Source organism: Delftia sp. DLF01, assembly GCF_014852125.1.
Lineage (GTDB): Bacteria > Pseudomonadota > Gammaproteobacteria > Burkholderiales > Burkholderiaceae_C > Comamonas > Comamonas acidovorans.
In genome coordinates this window covers 903,100-927,592 of sequence record NZ_JACVAZ010000001.1, presented here as the reverse complement: position 1 = coordinate 927,592, position 24,493 = coordinate 903,100, and the positions used below count along the sequence as shown (strand labels likewise).

Sequence of the window (24,493 nt, the reverse complement as noted above, 5' to 3'; positions counted from 1 at the left end):
CGCCAGTCATGCTGCACGAACTTTGCCGTTGCCTGGCGCAGCACCACCTGCAGCGGTCGCTGCATGCCAGCCTGCCAGACAAAGGCCGTGCGCAGCATGGCGTGGCGCTGCACCATGGCCGACCAGGCGCGGGCCAGGCGCTCGGCATCGACCCCGGACAGGTCCACCCCGAGCTGGTTGACATACAGCCCGGTTCCCGGCGCCTCCATGGCATGGAAGAACATGCCTTCCTGCGTCGGGGTGAGCGGATACACATCCTCCACGTCTTCCTGGGCAAACGGCAGGCCCGCCAGGGCCTGGGCATCGAAAAAGTCCACCAGGCGGCCACGCTGCCCGTCCGACGGGGTCCCCGCCACCGCCGCGCGCTGGTCCGCAGGTTCTGCCACGGCCGCGAGTTCGGCCACCGTCTGCCGCTCGAACAATTGCCGGGGCGTGATGCGCCAGCCGGCACGGTACGTCCGGCTCACGATCTGCAGGCTCAGGATGGAATCGCCGCCCAGCATGAAGAAGTTGTCGCTGCGCCCCACACGATCCAGCTCCAGCACCTCTTCCCAGATGCCTGCCAGCATCTGCTCCACCTCGCCCTGCGGCGCTTCGTAGACCTGCGCACCCGCCAGCTCGGGCTCGGGCAAGGCCTTGCGGTCCACCTTGCCATTGGCCGTCAGCGGCAGGGCATCGAGTACCACGATGGCCGAAGGCACCATGTAGTCGGGCAGTGCCTGGCCCAGGCGCTCCTTGAGCAGCCCGTCTTCGACTTCCTCGTTCAGCGAGACACAGGCCACCAGCCGCGCCCCGCCCGGCCCCTGGCTGGCCAGCACGACGGCCTCACGCACCTCCGGCTGGGCCAGCAGCTGGGCCTGCACTTCGCCCAGCTCGATGCGGAAGCCCCGGATCTTGACCTGCTGATCGACCCGGCCCAGGTATTCCAGCTCGCCCTGCGCGTTCCAGCGCACCAGGTCGCCTGTGCGGTACAGACGCTCGCCTGCCTCGCTGAACGGGTTGGCAATGAAGCGCTCTGCGCTCAGCCCGGCACGGTTCAGGTAGCCGCGTGCCAGCCCTTCGCCCGCCACGAACAACTCTCCGGCCACGCCCTGCGGCAGCAGGTCCAGGCCGCCATCGAGCACATACAGGCCCAGGTCGGGAATGGCCACTCCCACGGGGCTGCGTCCGCCTTGAAGGTCAGCCCTGGTGATCTCCCGGTACGTCACATGCACCGTGGTCTCGGTGATTCCGTACATGTTGATGAGTCGGGGGCTTTCGTCACCGAAGCGATCGAACCACGGCCTCAGGCTCTCGGGCTCCAGCGCTTCGCCGCCGAAGACCACATGGCGCAGCGACAGGCCTGCTCCACCCTCCTCATCCTGCTCCACCGCATGGACCAGTTGGCCAAACGCCGAAGGCGTCTGGTTGAGCACCGTGACGCGCTCGGCACGCAACAGCGCCAGGAAGTCCTGGGGCGAGCGGCTGACCCAGTACGGCACCACCACCAGGCGCCCACCCGTGCACAGCGCACCAAAGATCTCCCAGACCGAGAAGTCGAAGGCGTAGGAGTGGAACAGCGTCCAGACATCGTCCGGGCCGAAGCCGAACCAGGCATCGGTGGCATCGAGCAGCCGCGCCACGTTGCGGTGGCTCAGCTGCGCGCCCTTGGGGCGGCCCGTGGAGCCCGAGGTGTAGATCACGTAGGCCAGGCTGTCGACCGACACCTGCACCTGCGGATCGGCATCCGATTCGGCCGACAGGTCCAGCGTGTCGACCTCCAGAATCTGCAAGCGGTCTGCGCTCGGAATGCGCGTACGCACAGCAGCCTGCGTCAGCACCAGGGCAATGCCGCTGTCCTCCACCATGTGCGCCAGACGGTCGGCCGGGTAGTCCGGGTCCAGCGGCACATAGGCGCCACCGGCCTTGAGGATGGCCAGCAGGCCGACCACCATATCCACCGAGCGCGACATGGCAATGCCCACGCGCGACTCGGGGCGCACGCCCAGGGCGATCAGGCGGTGGGCCAGGCGGTTGGCCTGGGCGTTGAGTTCGCCGTAGCTGAGGCTTTGTGCTTCGAATACCAGGGCCTTCGCCCCGGGCCGCACACGCGCCTGTTCTTCGATCGCGTGCTGCAGCGGCACGGCATGCGCAAGGCATGGCTGCCTGCTGCCGCAGCGCTCAAGCGCCGTCCGCTCCGTCTCACCCAGAATCTGCAGCGCCCCCGCATTGCTGTGTGGAGCCCGCTCCAGCGCCCCGACGACCGCCTGGATGGCGGCCCCCATGTAGCTGCACAGCCGCTGGGCACCAATGGACTCGCTGGCCTGCATCACGATGCCGAAGCCCTCGCCCAGATCATCGATCGATACCGTTACCGGGTAGTTGGTGCGCTCCTGTCCACCCAGTGCCGTGAGGCCTTCCCATGCGCTGGAAGTCCCGTCATCCTGAACCAGATAACGGTAGTTGAGCAGAGTGGAGAACAGCGGCGTGCCTCCCTCCAGCGCACTGCAGCGCTGCGCCAGCGACAGCGTCGCGTGCTCATGGTGCATCAGCCCCGACAACCCCTCATGCGTCTGGCGCAGGCACTCCTGCACGCTGCGCTCTCCCAGCCGTATGCGTAGCGGCAAGGTGTTGATGAACATGCCCAGCGCACGCTCCACCCCCTCGCCACCCTGCATGCGCCCGAACAGCACCGTGCCGAACACCACGTCGTCCCTGCCCGTGGTCCGGCCCAGCACCAGCGACCAGGCCAGATGGAACAGGCTGGCCGCGCTCACGCCCTGGCGCTGCGCTGCAAGGCGCACGGCGCGTGCCAGCCCCGCATCCAGCACATGGCGCGCCTCCTGCACCCCGCTGCCGTCACCCTGCACGTCCAGCAGGCCGAAAGGCGCCGTGGGCTCATCCACATCGCCCAGCATGGCGCGAAAGAACTCTTCGTGCTCCCTGGCGCTCACCCCCAGCCGTGCCTGCGCCACGAAGCGCCTGAACGGCAGCGGCTGGGGCAGCGCATGCTCGCGCCCCTGGCGGATCAGACCAATCTCCTCGACGATGCGCTCCAGCGTCGTGTGGTCCAGCACCAGATGGTGAGTCAGCAGCTGCAGCAGCCAGCGGCCCTGGGGCGCATCCTGCGCCGCCACGGCGCGGATCATCGGTGCCTTGCGCACTTCGATGCGCTGCACGCGCGGATCCAGCCGCTCGTACACTTGCGCCGCCGCATCGGCGCCAGCCTGCACCTCCAGCCACTCGGCCTGGACCTGCGCCTTGCGCCAGACCACCTGCACGGGCTCGGCCAATCCCTCCCAGAGCACGGCCGTGCGCAGGATGTCGTGCCTTGCGATCACCTGGTTGAGGCTGTCCACGAAGCCTTCCAGCCGCTCGCGCGTATCGAAGCTCAGCAGGTTGGGCGTGGCATAGGCATCGCCTTGCTGGTGCAGCATGTGGTGGAAAAGAATGCCTTCCTGCAGCGGTGCCAGCGGGTAGATGTCCTGGATGTTGGCTGCACCACCGGGCACGGCTGCGACGATCCGTGCAATCTCCTGCGCGTCCAGCGCCACCAGGGTCAGCATGGCCGGGGTGATGGCCGTGCAGTCTTCGGGAATGCCGTTGGGCGGCACCTGCACCTCGGGTCGAGCATCGGCCTGTTCGCCACCGAGGGCCTGCGCAAAGTCGGTCAGCCTGGGCTGAAGGAACAGGCTGCGCACCTGGGCCGCCAGCCCCCTGGCGCGCATGCGTTCGAGCAGCTTCAGGGCCAGCAACGAATGACCACCCAGCTCGAAGAAGCTGTCATGGCGTCCCACGCGCTCCACGCCCAGCACCTCGGCCCAGATGCGCGCCAGCGCCTCTTCCAGTTCGCCCTGCGGCGCCTCGTATTGCTGGGTACTTGCCATTTCCGGTTCAGGCAGCGCCTTGCGGTCCACCTTGCCATTGGCCGTCAGCGGCAGGGCATCGAGTACCACGATGGCCGAAGGCACCATGTAGTCGGGCAGTGCCTGGCCCAGGCGCTCCTTGAGCAGCCCGTCTTCGACTTCCTCGTTCAGCGAGACATAGGCCACCAGCCGCGCCCCGCCCGGCCCCTGGCTGGCCAGCACGACGGCCTCACGCACCTCCGGCTGCGCCAGCAGCTGGGCCTGCACTTCGCCCAGCTCGATGCGGAAGCCCCGGATCTTGACCTGCTGATCGACCCGGCCCAGGTATTCGAGCTCGCCCTGCGCGTTCCAGCGCACCAGGTCGCCCGTGCGGTACAGCCTGCTGCCATCGTCCGTGAAGGGGTTGGCGATGAAGCGCTCCGCGCTCAGGCCTTGCCGATTCAGGTAGCCACGCGCCAGGCCCGCGCCCGCAACGAACAGCTCGCCCGCCACGCCTTGCGGCAGCAGGTTCAGACTGCCATCGAGCACATACAGGCCCAGGTCGGGAATCGCCACTCCGACGGGGCTGCGTCCTCCTTGAAGGTCAGTCTTGGTGATCTCCCGGTACGTCACATGCACCGTGGTCTCGGTGATGCCGTACATGTTGATGAGTCGGGGGCTTTCGTCCCCGAAGCGATCGAACCACGGCCTCAGGCTTTCGGGCTCCAGCGCCTCGCCGCCAAAGACCACATGGCGCAGCGACAGGCCGGAGCCGCCCTCCTCATCCTGCTTCACGGCATGCACCAACTGCCCAAAGGCCGAAGGCGTTTGATTGAGAACCGTTACGCGCTCCGCACGCAGCAAGGCCAGGAAGTCCTGGGGCGAGCGGCTGACCCAGTACGGCACCACCACGAGCCGGCCACCCGTGCACAGCGCACCAAAGATCTCCCAGACCGAGAAGTCGAAGGCGTAGGAATGGAACAGCGTCCAGACATCGTCCGGGCCGAAGCTGAACCAGGCCTCGGTGGCCTCCAGCAGCCGCGCCACGTTGCGGTGGCTCAGCTGCGCGCCCTTGGGGCGGCCCGTGGAGCCCGAGGTGTAGATCACATAGGCCAGGCTGTCGGCCGAGACCTGCACCTGCGGATCGGCATCCGATTCGGCCGACAGGTCCAGCGTATCGACCTCCAGAATCTGCAAGCGGTCTGCACCCGGAATGCGCGTACGCACTGCAGCCTGCGTCAGCACCAGGGCAATGCCGCTGTCCTCCACCATGTGCGCCAGCCGGTCGGCCGGATAGTCCGGATCCAGCGGCACATAGGCGCCACCGGCCTTGAGGATGGCCAGCAGGCCCACGACCATCTCCGCCGAGCGCTGCATGGCGATGCCCACGCGCGACTCGGGCCGTACGCCCAGGGCGATCAGGCGATGGGCCAGGCGGTTGGCCTGGGCGTTGAGTTCGCCATAGCTGAGGCTTTGTGCTCCGCAACCCAGAGCGGGCGCATGGGCCTGCCGGCGGGCATGCTGCTCGATGCGGCAGTGCAGGGGATGGCTGGCGGGGAAATGCCCTGATGCCTGGCCGCTGCCCAGCAACTGCTGCGTTTGCGCGACGCCCAGTACGTCCAGCCGGCCCAGAACGGCCTGCGCATTCTGCTCCAGCGCCCCAACGATGCTTTCGATGGCCGCGTCCATATAGCCGCACAGCCGCTGGGCACCAATGGACTCGCTGGCCTGCATCACGATGCCGAAGCCCTCGCCCAGATCATCGATCGATACCGTTGCCGGGTAGTTGGTGCGTTCCTCGCCACCCAGGACCGTGAGGCCTTCCCAGGTTCTGGCGGCAGTGTCCACGTCCTGCGCCGCGCTGTAGCGATAGTTGAGCAGGGTGGAGAACAGCGGCGTACCACCCTCCAGCGCACTGCAGCGCTGCGCCAGCGACAGCGTCGCGTGCTCATGGTGCATGAGCCCCGACAAACCCTCATGTGTCTGGCGCAGGCACTCCTGCACACTGCGCTCTCCCAGCCGTATGCGCAGCGGCAAGGTGTTGATGAACATGCCCAGCGCACGCTCCACCCCCTCGCCACCCTGCATGCGCCCGAACAGCACCGTGCCGAACACCACGTCGTCCCTGCCCGTGGTCCGGCCCAGCACCAGCGACCAGGCCAGATGGAACAGGCTGGCCGCGCTCACGCCCTGGCGCTGCGCTGCAAGGCGCACGGCGCGTGCCAGCCCCGCATCCAGCACATGGCGCGCCTCCTGCACCCCGCTGCCGTCACCCTGCACGTCCAACAGGCCGAACGGCGCCGTGGGCTCATCCACATCGCCCAGCATGGCGCGAAAGAACTCTTCGTGCTCCCTGGCGCTCACCCCCAGCCGTGCCTGGGCCACGAAGCGCCTGAACGGCAGCGGCCGGGGCAGCGCGTGCGCGCGCCCCTGGCGGATCAGACCAATCTCCTCGACGATGCGCTCCAGCGTCGTGTGGTCCAGCACCAGATGGTGGGTCAGCAGCTGCAGCAGCCAGCGGCCCTGCGGCGCATCCTGCGCCGCCACGGCGCGGATCATCGGTGCCTTGCGCACTTCGATGCGCTGCACGCGCGGGTCCAGCCGCTCGTGCAACTGCGCCGCCGCATCGGCGCCAGCCTGCACCTCCACCCATTCAGCAACCACCTGCGCCTTGCGCCAGACCACCTGCACGGGCTCGGCCAATCCCTCCCACAGCACGGCCGTGCGCAGGATGTCGTGCCTTGCGATCACCTGGTTGAGGCTGTCCACAAAGCCTTGCAGCCGCTCGTGCGTATCGAAGCTCAGCAGGTTGGGCGTGGCATAGGCATCGCCCTGCTGGTGCAGCATGTGGTGGAAAAGAATGCCTTCCTGCAGCGGTGCCAGCGGGTAGATATCCTGGATGTTGGCTGCACCACCGGGCACGGCTGCGACGATCCGTGCAATCTCCTGCGCGTCCAGCGCCACCAGGGTCAGCATGGCGGGGGTGATTGCCGTGCAGTCTTCGGGAATGCCGTTGGGTGGGATGTTCAGCGCCGGTTCCGGCTGTTCCTGGTCCTCGCGCAGTGCCTGCGCAAGATCCGGAAGCCCTGGGTGCTGGAACAACGTGCGCACCTGTGTCGCCCAGCCCTGGGCGCGCAGCCGCTCCAGCAGTTTCAGCGCCAGCAAGGAGTGCCCGCCCAGCTCAAAGAAATGATCTTGCCGGCCCACGCGCTCCACGCCCAGCACCTCGGCCCAGATGCGTGCCAGCATCTGCTCCACCTCACCTTGCGGCGCTTCGTAGACCTGCGCACCGGTCAGTTCGGACTCGGGCAAGGCCTTGCGGTCCACCTTACCGTTGGCCGTCAAGGGCAGGCTTTCGAGCACCGTGAGAGTGCCGGGCACCATGTAGTCGGGCAGGATTCGGCCCAGGCGCATGCGCAGTTCTGCCGCATTGCAGGCCACTGCATCGTGCAGGGAGACATAGCCGGCCAGTTGCATGCCGGCGGGCCCGCGCCGTGCCACCACCACCGACTCCCTGACTTCGGGCTGGGCCAGCAACTGCGCCTCGATCTCGCCCAGTTCGATGCGAAAGCCCCGGATCTTGACCTGATGGTCGATGCGGCCCAGATATTCGAGCTGCCCCTCATCGTTCCAGCGCACCAGATCACCAGTGCGGTACAGGCGGCCTCCCGCGCCGTCGAAAGGATCGGCCACAAAGCGCTCCGAGCTCAGTCCTGGCCGGTCCAGATAGCCGGCCGCCAGCGCCTCTCCGCCCAGATACAGCTCGCCGGCCACGCCCGTCGGCGCCAGCGCAAGGTCCTGGGTCAGCACCAGGGCCCGGGTATCGCTGATGGGATGGCCTATGGGAACCTGGCTGCGGCCATCGTCGCGGCAGGTCCAATGCGTCACGTGGATGGCCGCCTCGGTGGGACCGTAGAGGTTTTGCAGGCTGACGCCGCGCAAGCGGGTCAAGGCCTCGCGCTGTGTCTCCGCCGGCATGGCCTCGCCGCCACAGATCACGTAGCGCAGCCGGGTTTCCTCCTCAATGCCTTCGTGGGCCAGAAAGGCCTGCAGCATGGGGGGCACGAAATTGAGCGTGGTGATCTGGTGCTTGCGTATCAGGTCGACGATGCGCTCGGGATCGCGGTGGTCGCCGGGCCTTGCCAGGACCAGGCGCACGCCGGCTGTCAGTGGCCAGAAGATTTCCCAAGCGGAAACGTCGAAGCCAAAAGCCGCCTTGTGCAGTACCGCGTCGTCCGGCCCCAGGCCGTAGTGGTCCTGCATCCATGCCATGCAGTTGGCCAGGGCCGCATGCCGGTTGGCTGCGCCCTTGGGTCTTCCCGTGGAGCCCGAGGTGTAGATCACATAGGCCAGGTTGTGCCCATGCAACTTCACGTCCGGCGCCTGTGCCGATTCGGCCGAGAGGTCCAGGCCGTCGAGTTCGACTACACGCAATGCCTCCGCAAACGGCAAGGTCCCTCGTGTATGGCTCTGTGTCAGCACAAGCGCTATGCCGCTGTCCTGCGCCATGTAGGCCAGGCGTTCGGGCGGGTACTCGGTATCCAGCGGCACATAGGCGCCGCCGGCCTTGAGGATGGCCAGTATGCCCACCACCATGTCGATGCAGCGCTCCACGGCAATGCCCACGCGCACCTCGGGACCGACGCCCAGACCGATCAGCCGGTGTGCCAGGCGATTGGCGCGCCGGTCCAGCTCGGCGCGGCTGAGCACTTCTCCGTCATGGACCAGGGCCACGGCTTGCGGCTGCTCGCTGACGCGCCGCTCGAACTCGCGGTGCACGGGCAAGGCCTGGGCATGGCGCTGCCCGTTGATGCTCCATTGCAGCAACTGCTGCGTCTCGCCAGGCGGCAGCAGCGGTATCTGCGCGATCGGCTGGGCAGGATGCTCGGCAAGCGCCTGCGCCAGGCCGGCAAGGGCCTGGTGCATGTAGCCGCAAATTCGCTGGGCGCCCACCGAGCGCAGCACATGGGCGATCAGGGTGAAGTCGTCACCCGTATCGTTCACCGAAAGGCCCACGGGGAAGTTCGTACGCTCCCGGCTGTGCAGTATCTCCATGCCGTTCCAGGTCTGCGCAGCCGCTTCGTCATGGGCCTGCGCATGCCGGTAGTTCAGCAAGGCCGTGAACAGCGGCGCGCCGCCGCGCAGCCCGCTGCAGCCCTGGGCCAGCGGCAGACTGGCATGTTCGTGGTGCAACAGGCCGGTCAGTGCGTCCTGTGTGTCGCGCAGGCATTCAGCCACGCTGCGCCGGCCCAGGCGCACACGCAATGGCAAGGTATTGATGAACATGCCCAGCGCACGCGCAACGCCCTGCCCTGCCTGCATGCGGCCAAACAGCACGGTGCCGAACACGACATCGTCACGAGCGCTTGTCCTGGCAACGACCAGGGCCCAGGCGAGGTGGAACACGGCGGCCGCACTCACGCCATGCCGCTGCGCCAGACGGCGCAGCCGCACTGCCAGTTCCGCATCCAGCGTTTGCCGGGCCTCGTCCACGAGGGAGCCGTCGCCCTGGATATCAAGCAGGTTGAAAGGTGCCGTCGGCTCCTGCACATCGCCCAGCATGGCGCGGAAGAAGGCCTCGTGTTCAGCCGTGCCGACGCCGGCTTGCGCATGGGCGACAAAGCGCCTAAACGGCAGCGGCGCAGGCAGTTCCTGCACCCTCCCCTGCTGGATCAGGGCGATTTCGCCCACAACCAGCTTGAGCGTGGTGTTGTCGTCCACCATGTGGTGCGCGAGGATCTGCAGCAGCCAGCGCTGCCGGGCGGCATCATGAGCCGCCACCAGGTGGATCAGGGGCGCCTGGCGCAAATCGATGCGGTATCCCTCGGCGGCATCTTCCAGCCTCGCTTCCGGATCCTGCGCGGGCGCGCCGCTGGCTGGCTCCGCGAGCCAGGAGATCTGCAGCCTGGCCTCGCGGCAAACGACCTGCACCGGGGTCTCCAGGCCTTCCCAGAAGACTGCCGTGCGCAGGATGTCGTGGCGCGCAACCACGGTGTCGAAACTCTCGACGAAGCGCTCCAGGCGCTGGCGGCTGTCGAAGGCCAGGGTGTGGGAGGTGATGTAGGTGTCACCCTGAGACTGCAGCAGGTGGTGGAACAGAATGCCCTGCTGCAAGGGCGTCAGCGGGTAGATGTCCTGGATGTTGGCCGCCCCGCCGGGTACGGCGGCCTCGATGGCGCGCAATTGTGAGGGCGTTGTCCGGACCAGGGCAAGCATGTCGGGTTCGATTCGCTGGCAGCCTGCAGGAATGCCCATGCCGCCGGCATCCTCCCGCACGGCGCAGACCGCTGCCTCGGCCACTGGCTGCAGGGCCTGGACGAAATCGGCCAGCCGGGGCTTGTGGAACAGCGTGCGCACTTCCACGGCCCAACCTTGGTTGCGGACCTGTTCCAGCAGCTGTATCGCCAGCAGCGAGTGCCCGCCCAGTTCGAAAAAGCTGCTGTGCCGCCCGACGCGCTCCACGCCCAGCACCTCGGCCCATATCTTTGCGATGGCGGCCTCGGCGCCCTCCGCAGGCGCCTGGTATCCAAGGTCCTGGGGGGCATCGGGCTCAGGCAGGGCCTTGCGGTCGATCTTGCCGTTCGCATTCAGGGGCAGGCCCTCGGGCATGACGATGATGGCGGAAGGAACCATGTAGTCGGGCAAGCCCGCCTCCAGCCTCGCACGCAGCGCAGCCGGATCGGGTTCGCAGTCCCGGGCTGCGGACACGTAGGCGACCAACCGCTCACCCGCAGGTGATGGCCGAACCAGAACCACGGCTTCGTTCACCTCGGGCTGCGCGAGCAACTGGCCTTCGATCTCGCCCAGCTCGATGCGGAATCCGCGGATCTTCACCTGCTGGTCCATGCGGCCCAGATATTCCAGTTCTCCTTCGGCGCTCCAGCGCACCAGATCGCCGGTCCGGTAAAGACGACGGCCCTGCGCACCGAACGGATCGGCGATGAAGCGCTGCGCCGTCAGGTCCGCACGGCCGCCATAGCCCCGGGCCAGGCCCGCACCGGCCACGTAGAGTTCGCCGGCCACGCCCATGGGCGCCGGATTCAGGTCGGCATCGAGCACGCGCAGGCCGAGATCGGGAATGGGCAGGCCCACGGCGCTGCGCCCACGGTCCAGGTCCGCCCGCGTGATCGGCCGGTAGGTCACATGCACCGTGGTCTCGGTGATGCCGTACATGTTGATCAGCCTGGGGCTCTGGTCGCCGAAAAGGTCGAACCAGGGCTTCAGCGTTGCCGGCTCCAGCGCCTCGCCGCCAAAAATCACACAGCGCAGCGACAGGCCTTCGCCACGATGCAGCGCCGGGCTGTGCATGATTTGCCCGAAGGCCGAAGGTGTTTGATTGAGAACCGTTACGTTCTCCGCACGCAGCAAAGCCAGGAATTCCTGGGGCGAGCGGCTGACCCAGTACGGCACCACCACCAGGCGCCCGCCCGTGCACAGCGCGCCAAAGATCTCCCAGACCGAGAAGTCGAAGGCGTAGGAGTGGAACAGCGTCCAGACATCGTCAGGCCCGAAGCCGAACCAGGCCTCGGTGGCGTCCAGCAGCCGCGCCACGTTGCGGTGGCTCAGCTGCGCGCCCTTGGGGCGGCCCGTGGAGCCGGAGGTGTAGATCACATAGGCCAGGCCGTCTGCATGCAGGGCTAGGGCCGGATCGAGATCGGACTCCCCCTCCAGATCCAGCCCATCGATGGCCAGCATCACCATGCCGCTGCGCTGCGGGCAAGCCGGGGCCAGCGCCTGCTGTGTCAGCAGCAGCGAGATATCGCTGTCCTGCAACATATGGGCCAGCCGGTCGGCCGGATACCGGGGATCCAGCGGAACATAGGCACCGCCGGCCTTGAGGATGGCCAGCAGGCCAACCACCATGTCGAGCGAACGCTCGACCATCAATCCGACCTTGGCCTCAACCACCAGGCCACACGCAATGAGGTGGTGTGCCAGGCGGTTGGCGCGCGCATTGAGTTCGGCGTAGCTCAACGCCTGCCCTTCGCAGGTCACGGCAACGGCCGCGCCGTGCCGCCGCGCCTGGTCCTCTATCAGATGGTGAATCAGCGACTGCCCGCCGGCAGCCGGCGCACGGTCCAGGTCGTGTCCCATGCCCCGGGCCTGCAGCAATTGCCGCTCGGCAGGGTCCAGCAGCGGGACCTCGCCAAGGGCCAGGGCCAAATCGCCGGACAGGGCTTCGAGCAGCGCCACATAGTGGCCGGCCATTCTGCGCATGGTTTCTGGCTCGAACAGCTCTCGTGCATAGATCAGGGTCAGCCGCATCTGCCCGGAGCCGTCCAGCCCGATGTCCAACGTCAGTTCGAACTGCGCAGCCTGGTCGCCGATCTCGCAGGCCTCAAGCCCAAGCCCCGGCAGGTTTGCAAGAGAGGCCGCCTGCGCCTGCTGGAAGTTCAGCATCACCTGGAACAGCGGGCTGTGTCCGCTGCCGCGCTCCGGCTGTAGAGACTCCACGAGCACATCGAACGGCAGGTCCTGATGGTCCTGGGCCTGCAGCGTGGTGCGCACTGCCTGGTCCAGCAATTCGCCCAGAGTGGTGCGGCCGTCGAGGCGGCCGCGCAAGACCTGGGTGTTCGCGAAGTAGCCGACCACCTGCTCGGTCTCCACGCGGTTGCGGTTGGCATTGGGCACACCGACACGAATGTCGGACTCGCCGGTATGGCGATGCAGCAGCGCCTGGAAGCCTGCCAGCAAGGCCATGAACAGCGATGCGCCACGGGACTGCGCAGCCGCCTGCAGGCGCCGGGTCAGTGGCTCGTCGGCAAGCACCGTGCAACGTGCTGCGGTGTAGCGGCCATCGGCGCGCCGCGCATGGTCGGTCTGCAGTTGCAGCACCGGATGCGTGTCGCCGAGCTGGCCCCGCCAATAGGCCAGCTGGCGCTCGTTCTCCCCGGCCTCCAGCCACTGCCGCTGCCAGTTGGCGTAGTCGACATAGGTGATGGGAGCCGCCTCCAGCACAGGCGCTTCGCCGCGCGACATCGCGCCATAGGCCTGCAGGAACTCCTTGAGCAGCACCCGCATGGACCAGCCGTCAGACACGATGTGGTGCATCACCACCACCAGCACATGCTCGCGCGCATGCCGGCGCACCACGGCAGCTCGCAACAGCGGTTGCCGGGCCAGGTCGAACGGCTGCCGGTTGACTGCGGCCACCGCCTCGTCCACCAAGGCATCGCGCCGGTCGTCATCACATCCGCTCAGATCGATCAGCGGAATGTCCAGGGCCAGGCCGGGCGCAACCCGCTGCTCCACGCCTGCCGGACCGCCGGCGGTGAAGACGGTGCGCAGCGCGGCATGGCGATCCACCAGCAGCTGAAAGCATGCGCGCAACGTCTGCAGATCCAGCTCACCCAGCAGCCGCGTGGCCTGCGCGATGTGATAGGCCGAACTCGTGGCATCGAGCTGCCACAGAAACCACTGCCGGCGCTGCGCGTAGGACAGGGCACTGCATTCCTGGACCGCAGCCTCGCACGCCAGAATGGGGAACTGCCCAATCCGCATGCCTTCGGCACTGATCTTCTGATAGACCATGCGGCGCTGCTCTGGCGGCAATTGGGCGAAACGCTCGGCAATGCGGCGTGTCGAGATTTCGTTCATCAAAGGCTCCCCTCGATACTGTCTATAAAGGAATCAATGTCTGCCAAGGCCTGCTTGGCATCCGTGGCTGCAGCAACAGGCCGCAGACATGCGGCCATGTCGCTGAGCACCGGGTTCTGGAAAACGTCGCGTATCTCCATGTCGCCTTGCATGGCGCCCTGGACGCGGGCCACCAGCTGCACGGCCAGCAACGAATGACCGCCCATGGCAAAGAAGCTGTCGTTGCGGCCCACCTTCTCGACGCCCAGCAGCTGGGTCCAGATGCCGGCCAGCATCTGCTCGGCCTCCGTGCTCGGCGCCTCGTAGACCTGCTGCGCCTCGAACTCCACGGCGGGCAGCCGGCGGCGGTCCACCTTTCCATTCACGTTCAGAGGCAAGGCCTCTAGCACGCCTATGCCCGAAGGCAGCATGTAGTCGGGCAGCAGCTCGCCCAGCCTCTGGCGCAGCTGCGCCGCGTCGATGCACGTGTCCGCAGCGGCCACCACATAGGCAAGCAGTCTTGCCCCCTCAGGGTCTGGCCGGGCCACGACGACGGCCTCGCGCACTTCGGGCTGGGCCAGCAGTTGGGCCTCGATCTCGCCGAGTTCGATGCGAAAGCCCCGCACCTTGACCTGATGGTCCATGCGGCTCAGATACTGCAGCCTGCCCGGAGCCGTCCAGCGCACCAGATCCCCGGTGCGGTACAGCCGCTCGCCGGCATCTCTGAATGGGTCCGCAACAAAGCGCTCCGCACTCAGACCCGGACGGTCGGAATAGCCGCGCGCCAGGCCGGCGCCCCCGATGTAGAGTTCGCCGGTCACGCCTTCTGGCACAGGACGCAAGCCTGCATCCAGCACCAGCAGACGCGTGTCGGCGATGGCATGGCCCACCTCGGGGACGGCCTGTTGCACGACAGGCTGGGCGCTGGACCAGATGGTGGTTTCCGTGGGCCCATACATGTTCCACAGCTCCACACCAAGCGTCTGCAGTTCCTGCGCCAGGTCCTCATGCAGCGCTTCGCCGCCACACAGGCCTTTGAGGCGCATTGGAGGTCTGGCAGGCCAGCCCGCCGCAAGCAGCAAGCGCCAGCCGGCCGGCGTCGACTGCAGCACCGTGGTGCTGCTGGCCTCCACAAGCCGTGCCAGGGCCTGGCCGTCGCGCACCGCCGAACGTGGAGCCAGCACTATCTGTGCGCCGCAGGACAGGGGCAGATAGAGTTCGAGCGCTGCGATATCGAAGGACAGCGAGGTCACGGCCAAAAGCACATCGTCGGCCTGCATGCCAGGGCGGGACTGCATGCTCAGGATGAACTGGGACAGTGCCGCGTGCCGCACCATCACGCCCTTGGGCTTGCCTGTTGATCCCGAGGTGTAGATCACATAGGCCAGTTGTTCGGCATGCAGGGCCAGACCGAGATCGGCATCGGATTCGGTGTTCAGATCCAGGCCGTCGAGCGCCATCACGGCAACATCGGGACCCAGCCCCGCAAAATGCGGCCGCAGATGCCCGTGCACCAGCAGCAGGCCCAGACCGCTGTCCTGCGCCATGGCCAGCAGACGTTGCGCGGGATGCTCGGGGTCCATCGGCACATAGGCGGCGCCCGCCTTGAGCACGGCCAGCACGCCCAGGACCATGTCGGCGTTGCGCTCCACGCACAGGCCGACCCGGACACCCGGCCGCAGACCCTGCCGCACCAGATGGCGGGCCAAGCGGTTGGCGCGGGCGTTGAGCGTGCCGTAGTCAAGGCGTACATCACCGCAGACCAAGGCCGGGGCACGGGGACGCAGCCGGGCCTGGCGCTCCATGAGTTCGTGCACGGGCAGCGGATGCGCATGGCGCTCGGTGTTGGAGCCGGCATCGAGCAGCCCGGCCCATTCGTCGGCCGGCATGGTCTTGATTTCGCAGGCGGCCATATCGGGACGCTCGGCCAGCGCCGAGGTGATTTCATGCAGGACCTGGAGCAGCACGGCATGCACGCGCGCTGCGCCTATCGCCTTGATGACCTGCACGGCCAGGGAGAAGCCTTGGCCGAGATCGTCGACGCCTACCGTGGCCGGGTAGTTGGTGCGGTCCCTGGACCCCAGCGACTCCATGCCCTCCCAATGGTGCTCGGCACGCACGCCCTCGGTGCGGCTGTAGCGGTAGTTCAGCAGCGAGGAGAACAGGGCCACGTCGCCAGGCAGGCTGCTGCAGCGCTGGGCCAGGGCAAGGCTGGCATGTTCATGGTGCAGCAGGGAAGCCAGCGTACCGTGGGTATCCATCAGGCAGCATCGCAGGCTGCGCGACCCCAGGCGCACGCGCATGGGCAAGGTATTGATGAACAGGCCCAGGGAGCGGTGCGCGCCCTGCCCGCTGTCCATGCGGCCAAACAGCACGGTTCCGAAGACCACGTCGTCCTTGCCCGTCAACTGCGCAAGCGTCTGGGCCCAGGCCAAGTGGAACAGCGTGGCCGAACTCACGCCGTGCCGCTGCGACTGCAGGCGCACGGCCGCAGCGAGCCCGTCCTCCAGCGAAGCGCGCACTTCCTCGACATCGCGGCCGTCGCCCAGGACATCGGACATGCCCAACAGCGTGGTCGGCTCGTCAACGTCGCCCAGCATGTCGCTGAAGAAGGCTTCATGCTCGGACTCGGCGATGCCATGCCGTGCATGGGCGACAAAGTTCCTGAAAGGCACCGGCTCAGGCAATTCGCCATGGCGGCCCTGCTGGATCAGCGCGATCTCGTCCATCGCCAGATCCAGCGTCGCATGGTCGAGCACGATGTGGTGGCTGGCGAAGACCAGCAGCCATCGTCCGGCAGGCACGTCATGGGCCGCGAATGCCTCGATCAAGGGCGCCTGCCTCACATCGATGCGGAAGTCACCGCCATGGATATGGTTCTTCAGGCCTTGCAGCAGGTCGCCGGACGGTTCAGCCAGCTGCGCGCACTCATCGTCCTGCATCCAGTGCAGCTTCAGTTGCGCCCGCCTGCAAACGAGCTGGACCGGCTCCCTCAAGCCCTCCCACACAATGGCCGTTCTCAGCACGTCATGGCGGGCGATGACCTGGTCCAGATCGTGGATGAATCCCTCGAGAAGTTCCCGGCTGCGAAAGCCCAGCGCATGCGAAACGATGTAGACATCGCCGCGCGGCTGCAGCAAATGGTGAAAGAAGATGCCTTCCTGCAGCGGGGCCAGCGGGTAAATGTCCTGGATGTTGGGCGCGCCCCCGGGGACCTGGGATTCGATGGTGCGGATCTCCTGCGCGTTTAGCGCCACCAGGCCGAGCATGTCGGGCTGCAGCGCGCTGCAGTCCTGTGGAATCAGGTTCTCGGGAATGACGAACCGGCGCCTCGCCCCCTGCTGCTGCACGGCATGGGCAAAGCCGGCCAGCACAGGGTTCTGGAACAGCATGCGCGCCTGCGCGTCCATGCCCTGCGCTCGCAGGTTTTCCAACAAGCGCAGCGCCAACAGCGAATGTCCTCCCAGCTCGAAGAAGTTGTCGCTGCGCCCCACCCGCTCCACACCCAGAATGTCCTCCCAGATGCGTGCGATGGCGCTTTCGAGAGCCCCCTGGGGCGGCTCATAGCCCTCCCTCGGCAGGTCTGCAGGCTCGGGCAGCCGGTGTCTGTCGACCTTTCCATTCGCATTCAGCGGCAGGGCATCGAGCACCACGATGCGGCCCGGCACCATGTAGTCGGGCAATGACTGCGCCAGCTTCTGCCTCAGCGCGTCCACGCCGCACCCTGCGTCTTCAGACAGCGAGACATAGGCCACAAGCTGCACGGCCGCCCCGGCCCGCCGCGCCACAACCACCGCCTCCCTGACATCGACACAGGCAGAGAGCCTGGCCTCCACCTCCCCCAGTTCCACGCGGTGGCCGCGGATCTTCACCTGATGGTCGAGGCGCCCCAGATATTCGAGCTGGCCTGCGGCATTCCATCGCACCAGGTCACCAGTGCGATACAGGCGACCGCCTGCACCGTCGAAGGGGTCGGCCACAAATTTGTCGGCCGTCATGGCGGGCCTGCGGAAGTAGCCCCGTGCAAGAACGGTGGACGCGATGTGCAGCTCTCCAGGCATGCCCTTGGGTACCGGACGCAGCTGGCCGTCCAGCACATACAGCTGGGCCTGGGAAGCCGCGCGGCCAATCGGCGGAAGCTCCGCGGCGTTGCAGGGATCGACGATGAAATCGCTCACCACATGGGATTCCGTGGGGCCGTAGTGATTGACCAGGCGGCATTGCGGATGCCTGTCCAACCAGTCGAGCAAGGGCCGCGTGAGCTTGAGCTGTTCGCCGGCCGTGATGATTTCCTGGATATGGCCCAGGGACTCGCCGCGCGCCAGCGCGGCTTCGGCAAACAGTTGCAGAACGGCGAACGGCAAATAGAGCCTCTCGACCGCCTGGCGCGCCACGAGATCAAGCAGCAGCGAGAAGTCATGGCGGTCGTCACCGCAGGTCTGGACCAGGGTAGCGCCCGAACTCAGGCCGCAGATGATTTCCTGCACGCTCACATCGAAGCATGGCGACGCGAACAGCAGGGTGCGAAATGCGCCCGGCAGGCGCTGCATCTGCCAGGCCGCCAGTTGCGAAACTACCCTGTGCGGCACGGCCGTGCCCTTTGGGCGGCCCGTGGAGCCAGAGGTATAGATCAGATACGCCAGGCTGTCCCCATGGATGGTCCGCTGCGGCGCTTGATCGGGCTCGGAGCTGAACGCCAGGACATCGATGGACAGGCGGCGCAGCGATGGCGCGGCAGGGATGCGGTCTTGCAGCGCACTCTGGGTGAGCAGCAGCGCAATGCCGCTGTCTTCGATCATGTAGGCCAGGCGCTCCTGGGGATAGTCCGGGTCCAGCGGCACATAGACGCCGCCGGCCTTGAGCACGGCCAACATGCCGATGACCGTGTCGGCCGACCGCTCCGTGGCCACGCCGACTCTTGTATCTGGCCCCACGCCCAGCCCGATCAGGCCATGCGCCAAGCGGTTGGCGCGCTGGTGCAACTGCGCATAGCTGAGGCGGAGGTCTCCGAATACCAGGGCCTCGGCATCCGGCTGCCTTCGTGCCTGCTCGTCCAGCAGCCGGCAGATGTCTCCGGACCCCGGCGGGGCCTGCCCCGGCGCACCCAAATCCCTCAGTGCACGCAGCTGCTCCTGCGGCACGGGATCCAGCGCTCCCAGGCTTTCGGCACCCGGCGACGTGAGGGCATGCAGAATCTGTTCGAGGCGGGCTGCGATCTGGGCCACCGCAGCATCGCCAATCCTGTCTTTCGCATAGCCGTAGCCGATGGACAGCCGACTCCCCTGGTTCACAACCAGGGTCAGCGGATAGTGCGTCTCGTCCCGGCTCGACAGATCGCCCAGGACCAGGCCGTCCTGCCCCTTCTGCCTCAAGGCCTCATCCACGGGATAGTTCTCGAACACCACGATGCTGTCGAACAGGTCCTGTCCCGGACAGGCGGCCAGTTGCTGTATTTCGTGCAGGGGAATGGCCTCGTGTTCCCGCGCCTGCACATTGCACGACTGCACGGCGCGCAGCCAATCGCCGATGCAGCAGCTCTCGTTCACCTCCAGGACGATGGGCAGAGTGTTGATGAACAGTCCCAGGATTTCCTCGGCGCCGGCCAGATCCGCAGGCCGGCCCGACACCGTCACGCCGAACACTACGGTCGTCTGCCTCAGGCAATGCGCCAGGGTCAGGCCCCAGGCTGCCTGAACCAGGGTGTTCAGGGTCACGCGCTCGGCGCGCGCAAAGGCGGCCAGCCTAGCCGTCGCTGCGGCATCCAGCAACGTCGTCCGTTCGCCATAGCCGGAAACGGCATCACCTGCCAGCGCATCGGACAGTCGTGTCGGAACGGCAATCGCGGCCATTCGCTGCTGCCAATAGCTTCGCGCGGCGGTACAGTCCCTGCGGCCCAGCCAGCGGATATAGCTGCCGTACTGCGCCGCCGGTGCAGGCACGGCGGCGCCGCCATAGTGGCCCATGACTTCACTCAGCAGGCGGGCCGTGCTCCAGCCATCGAGCAGCAGGTGGTGGCGGGTCCAGATGAAATGAAAGCTGTCCGGCCCCAGTTGCACCAGGCACAGCCGCATCAGAGGCGGTGCGGCAAAGTCGAAGCCGCGTTCGCGCTCCTGCCTGGCCAGATCATCGAGATCCGTGGCAGCGCCCCCGGGACCTTCGCGCCAGTCCAGCTGCACCAGGGGCAGTTGCGCCTTGCGCGCCACCCACTGCAGCAGGCCTTGCGTGTCCTGGAAGAATCCGGTGCGCAGCACATCGTGCCTGTCACAGGCGCCCTCCCATGCTGCCCGGAACCGCTGCGCATCAAGGCCGCGCATGTCCAGCCTCAACTGGTTGACATAGGCCGATCCCTGCTCCTGCGTGACGCTGTGGAAGAAGATGCCCGCCTGCAGCGGCGCCATCGGATACAGATCGGCAAGTTGCGCAGCAGGCAAAGGCAGACTGTCCAGCCGCTGCTGCGAGACCCCGGCCAGCGGGAAATCGCTGGGCGTCACGCCGCGCCCGCCGTCCACGCAGTGCGCGATCAGCGCCTGCAGCTCGCCCAGGAAGCTATCGGCCAGACCCTGCACCGTCGCCCCATCGTGCACGGCTGCGCTGTAGTGCCACTGCAGCACCAGCTCGCCGCGCTGTATGCAGGCCACCACTTCCAGCCAGGCGCGCCGCGACGATTGCGGTGCGCGCTGGCCGGTCACCGGCTCACGCGCCAGCCGCCAGCCCAGGCCACCGTCCAGCGCCTGGTCCAGCTGGCCCAGGTAGTTGAAGGTGAGCTGCGGCTGCAGCTTCGGCAGCTGCGTTCCTTGGGGGGCCAGATGGCGCAGCAGCCCGTAGCCCAGGCCCTTGCCGGGAACGGCGCGCAGCTGCTCCTTGATGGCCTTGAGGCTCGCGCCCGGCTCGGCGTCGGCACCCGGTCGCAGGCAGACCGGGTACAGCGTGGTGAACCAGCCCACGCTGCGGGCCAGGTCCATGTCCTCGCTCCAGGGCTCGCGCCCATGGCCTTCGAGTTCGACCAGCACGCTGTCGCGCCCGTCCCAGGCGCACAGCGTGCGTGCCAGAGCCGTCAGCAGCACGTCGTTGATCTGGGTGCGGTAGGCCGGCGGCACTTCGCTGAGCAATTGTTCGGTCAGGTCCTCGCCCAGCCTGCACTCCACCGTGACCGTGTCCGCGACGGTGTTGCTGCCTGCGGCGTGGCCGGGCAGCGGCGCGCCGGCCTGCGCCAGCGTCTCGGTCCAATGGGCGAGTTCGGCCTGCATTGCGGACTGTGCGGCGCGCGACTGCAGCGCTTGCGCCCATTCCCGCAAGGCGCTGGTGCGCGGGCCGAGATCGACAGCCTGGGCCTTGCCCAGCTGCGCATAGGCGGTCTGCAGGTCCTCGACCAGGATGCGCCAGGAGACGGCATCCACCACCAGATGGTGGGCGATCAGCAGCAGCCGGCCCGAGCGCGTGCCGCCCAGATCCAGCCACACGGCCTTGAATGGCCGCTCCAGGCTCAGCGTCGTCTGCAGCGCTGCGGCGGTGCGCGCAATGGCCGCACCCGCGTCACGCTCGGCCGACAGGTCCTGGGTTTCGAACGGCGCCTGCGCGGGGGCGGCGCCCACGCACTGCGTCCAGCGCCCGTTCTTGCAGGCGAAGCGCAGGCGCAGCGCCTCATGCTGGGTGACCACGGCATTGACCGCCGTGCGCAGGCGCGCCAGGTCCGGCACCTCGCCCAAAGTCAGCAGCACAGACTGGTTCCAGTGGTGGGGCTGCGCAAAGGCCTGTTCGAAGAACCAGTGCTGCACAGGCGTCAGGCCAAATGCTGCACCGGCTTCAGCGGCCGGGGCTGCCGGGGCGGTGGGCGCAGCTGGTGCGGCCGCCACGGCACCGCCCGTGGCTGCGGCCAGCGCGGCAATGGTCTGCTGCTCCATGAGCTGCCTGGGCGTGAGCTTGAGGCCACGCTTGCGTGCGCGCGCCACGATCTGCAGCGCCAGGATGGAGTCGCCGCCCAGGCTGAAGAAGTTGTCATGGCGTCCGGGCGCCTCGGTGCGCAGCACCTGCGCCCAGATCTCGGCCAGCAGCTGCTCGGTGGCTCCCTGGGGCGCCTGGCCCCCGTCGGTGGCAGCCGTTGCCGCCTGCGGCACAGGAGCTGGCAGCGCGCGGCGGTCAAGCTTGCCGTTGGCCGTCAACGGCATGGCAGGCAGATCGACAAAGTGCGCTGGCAGCATGTAGTCGGCCAGCCGGGCGCCCAGCGCTGCACGCAGGCCGTCATGGTCGCCCGGCTGGTCCGGTTCGCGCACCAGATAGGCGCACAGCCGCAGCTGGCCGTCTTCGCTGGCCAGAGCCAGCACCTCGGCCTCGCGCACGGAAGGCTGCTCGCGCAGCGCCTGGGCAACTTCGCCGGGCTCCACACGGAAGCCACGGATCTTGACCTGGCCGTCGAGACGGCCCAGGAATTCGAGGCTGCCGTCGGCACGCTGACGCACCTGGTCGCCCGTGCGGTACAGGCGCAGGCCGGGCTCGAAGGGGCTGGCCACAAAGCGTTCCGCGCTGAGCGCAGGCCGGCCCTGGTAGCCGCGCGCCAGACCCGCTCCGCCAATGAACAACTCGCCCGGCAGGCCCGCAGGCACGGCCTGCAGCGCCGCATCCAGCACATGGGCCACGGTGCCGCCCAGCGGCACGCCCATCGGCAGGCTGGCGGCTGCACGGTCGGCCTGGTCTGCGGACTGGGTCAGCGTGCCCACCGTGGTCTCGGTGGGGCCGTAGTGGTTGAGCACGCGGCAAGCGGGCTGCAGCGCGGTGATGCGCTCCAGCAGCGCCCAGCCCGTCGCCTCGCCCCCCAGCACCAGGCAATGGCGTGGCAGAACCTGCGCGGGCCGGGCAGCGTTCAGCAGGGCCTGCAGATGGCTGGGCACGATCTTGAGCACATCGACCTGGTGCGTGTGCATGTAGTCCGCAAAGGCATCGGGATCGAAGGCGCGCTCAGGGGCCATCAGGTGCAGCAGGCGCCCAGAGCACAGCGCGCCGAACAGCACCGTATGCCCCAGGTCGGCGGCCACGGTGGACACCATGGCCATGCTGGAGGCGCCGGCCGGCAGGTCCAGCCGGGCCAGCACGCCCTGCACATAGTTGGCCAGCGCGCCGTGGCTGATCACCACGCCCTTGGGCTGGCCCGTGGAGCCCGAGGTGTAGATAAGGTAGGCGGCCTGATCGCGGTGGAGCGTGACGGGCTCCTGCGTGGTGGCTTCAGGCTCCATGTCGTCGGAAAGTGCCAGCGGCCAGACAGGAATCGCCGGCTGCCACGCCACGGGCTGCGCCGCCAGCAGCAGGCGTGCACCGCAGTCGTGCAGCTGGTAGGCCAGACGATCGGCCGGCAGCTCGGGGTCCAGCGGCACATGGACGCAGCCGGCCTTGAGCACGGCCAGCATGCCCAGCACCAGCTCGGGCGAACGCGGCGCAAGCACGCCGATGCGGGTTTCCTGTCCCAGGCCCTGCGCGCGCAGCTGCGCGGCCAGGCGGTTGGCCGCGCGGTCCAGCTGCACGAAGGATGCGGTGCGCGCTTCGGCGCGCAGCGCCATGCCCAGGCCCTGGCGTTCAACAGCGGCATTCCACAGCGCAAGCACGGTTGCGGCCTGGGGAGCCTCGCCGCCGTCAGCCACGTCAACCGGGTCGGCCAGCGCAATGGCCGCCAGCGGGGCATCGGGCGCGGCCACCACCTGCCGGGCGCAGCGGGTCAGGCTGTCCGCGAAGACGGCGATGCGCTGCGCATCGAACAGGCCCGTGTCGTGGATGAACACGCATTCGATGCCCTCGGCCCGGTCGGTGAAGTCTAGGCTCAGGTCGAAATGCGCCTGGCCTGCCGTCAGTGTCTGCATGCGCACGCGCAGGCCGGCAGCGCTGCGCTCGCGCTCCATGGCGTCCTGCTGCGTGCACTTGACCTGTAACAGCGGATGCACGCCCGGCAGGCGTTCGGGCGCCAGCGCCTCGACCAGCATGTCGAATGGCAGGTCCGCATGCTGCTGCGCATCCAGCACGGCCTGGCGCACCTGTTCGAGCAGTTCGCCAAAGCCCATCTGCGGCGCGGCATCGACCTGCAGCACCTGCAGGTTGAGCAGATAGCCGATCAGCCCATGCGTCTCGGCCTTGCCCCGATTGGCAATGGGCGTGCCCACGCGGATGCGGCACTGGCCGCTCAGGCGGTACAGCAACAGGTCCAGCAAGGCCGTCATGGCCATGAACAGCGATGCGCCGCGCGCCCGCGCCAGCGCGCGCACCGCGTCGGACAGCCCGGCGGGCCAGACAAAACGGTGCCGGCCCTCGGCCGCGCCTTGCACGGCGCCACGCGCATGGCTCAGAGGCAGCTCCAGCGGCGCGTGTTCATGGCCCAGGCGATCGCGCCAGTAGCGCAGCTGGCGTTCGCGCTCGCCACCGTCCAGGCGCTGGCGTTCCCAGGCCGCGTAGTCGGCGAACTGGATGGGCATGGGTGCCAGTGCGGGGGGCTGCGCGCGCAAGCGGGCCTCGTAGCAGTGCAGCAGCTCGTCGACCAGGATGCGCAGCGACCAGCCGTCCGCCGCGATATGGTGCAGCGACAGCGCCAGCACATGGCGCTGCGCGTCCAGGCGGTACAGGCAGGCGCGCAGCGGCGCCTGGCGGTCAAGGGCGAAAGGCGTCTGCGCGAAGCCGGCCAATGCGTCTTCCAGCGCAGCCTGCGTTGGCATATCGACCACAGGCATTTGCAGCGACGTGGCCCCGTCCGGTTGCATCGGCTGCACCGCCTGCAGCGCCTGGCCATCGTCGCCGGCCGTGATCCGCGTGCGCAGGATGTCGTGCCGCGCCACCAGATCGTCCAGCGCCGCAGCCATCTCCCCCGCGTCCAGCGGGCCTTCCATGTCCAGGCTGCCGGCCAGGTTGTAGGCCGGGCTGTCGGGCGCCAGCTGCCAGGTCAGCCAGAGGCTGCGCTGGGCATGGGACAGCAGGGCCGGGCTGGCCGGATCGCGGCGTGGAATGTCCTGGCCAGCGCGCACGGCCGGGCTGCCGCCGCCGCGCAGGCGGGCATCGAGCTGGGCACGCTGCTCGGGGCTGAGCCGGGCGCGCAGGGACTGAATATCTTGCGGTGCTGTCAT

At 67.9% G+C, this 24,493-nt stretch carries 2 protein-coding genes (1 of these 2 cut by a window edge); both read right to left on the bottom strand.

Features of this window, described 5'->3' with window-relative positions; all coding sequences use genetic code 11:
• Positions 1–13,421 carry the 5' portion of a non-ribosomal peptide synthase/polyketide synthase gene (locus tag IB269_RS04015; protein ID WP_192366457.1) on the bottom strand. It extends 3,679 nt beyond the left edge of the window, so only the first 13,421 of its 17,100 coding nucleotides appear in the window; its start codon is at positions 13,419–13,421; its stop codon lies beyond the left edge, outside the window.
• Positions 13,421–24,493 carry a non-ribosomal peptide synthetase gene (locus IB269_RS04010; RefSeq protein ID WP_192366456.1) on the bottom strand — a complete coding sequence of 3,691 codons (11,073 nt, stop codon included), beginning with the start codon at positions 24,491–24,493 and terminating at the stop codon, positions 13,421–13,423. Before IB269_RS04010 ends, IB269_RS04015 begins: the two co-directional genes overlap by 1 nt.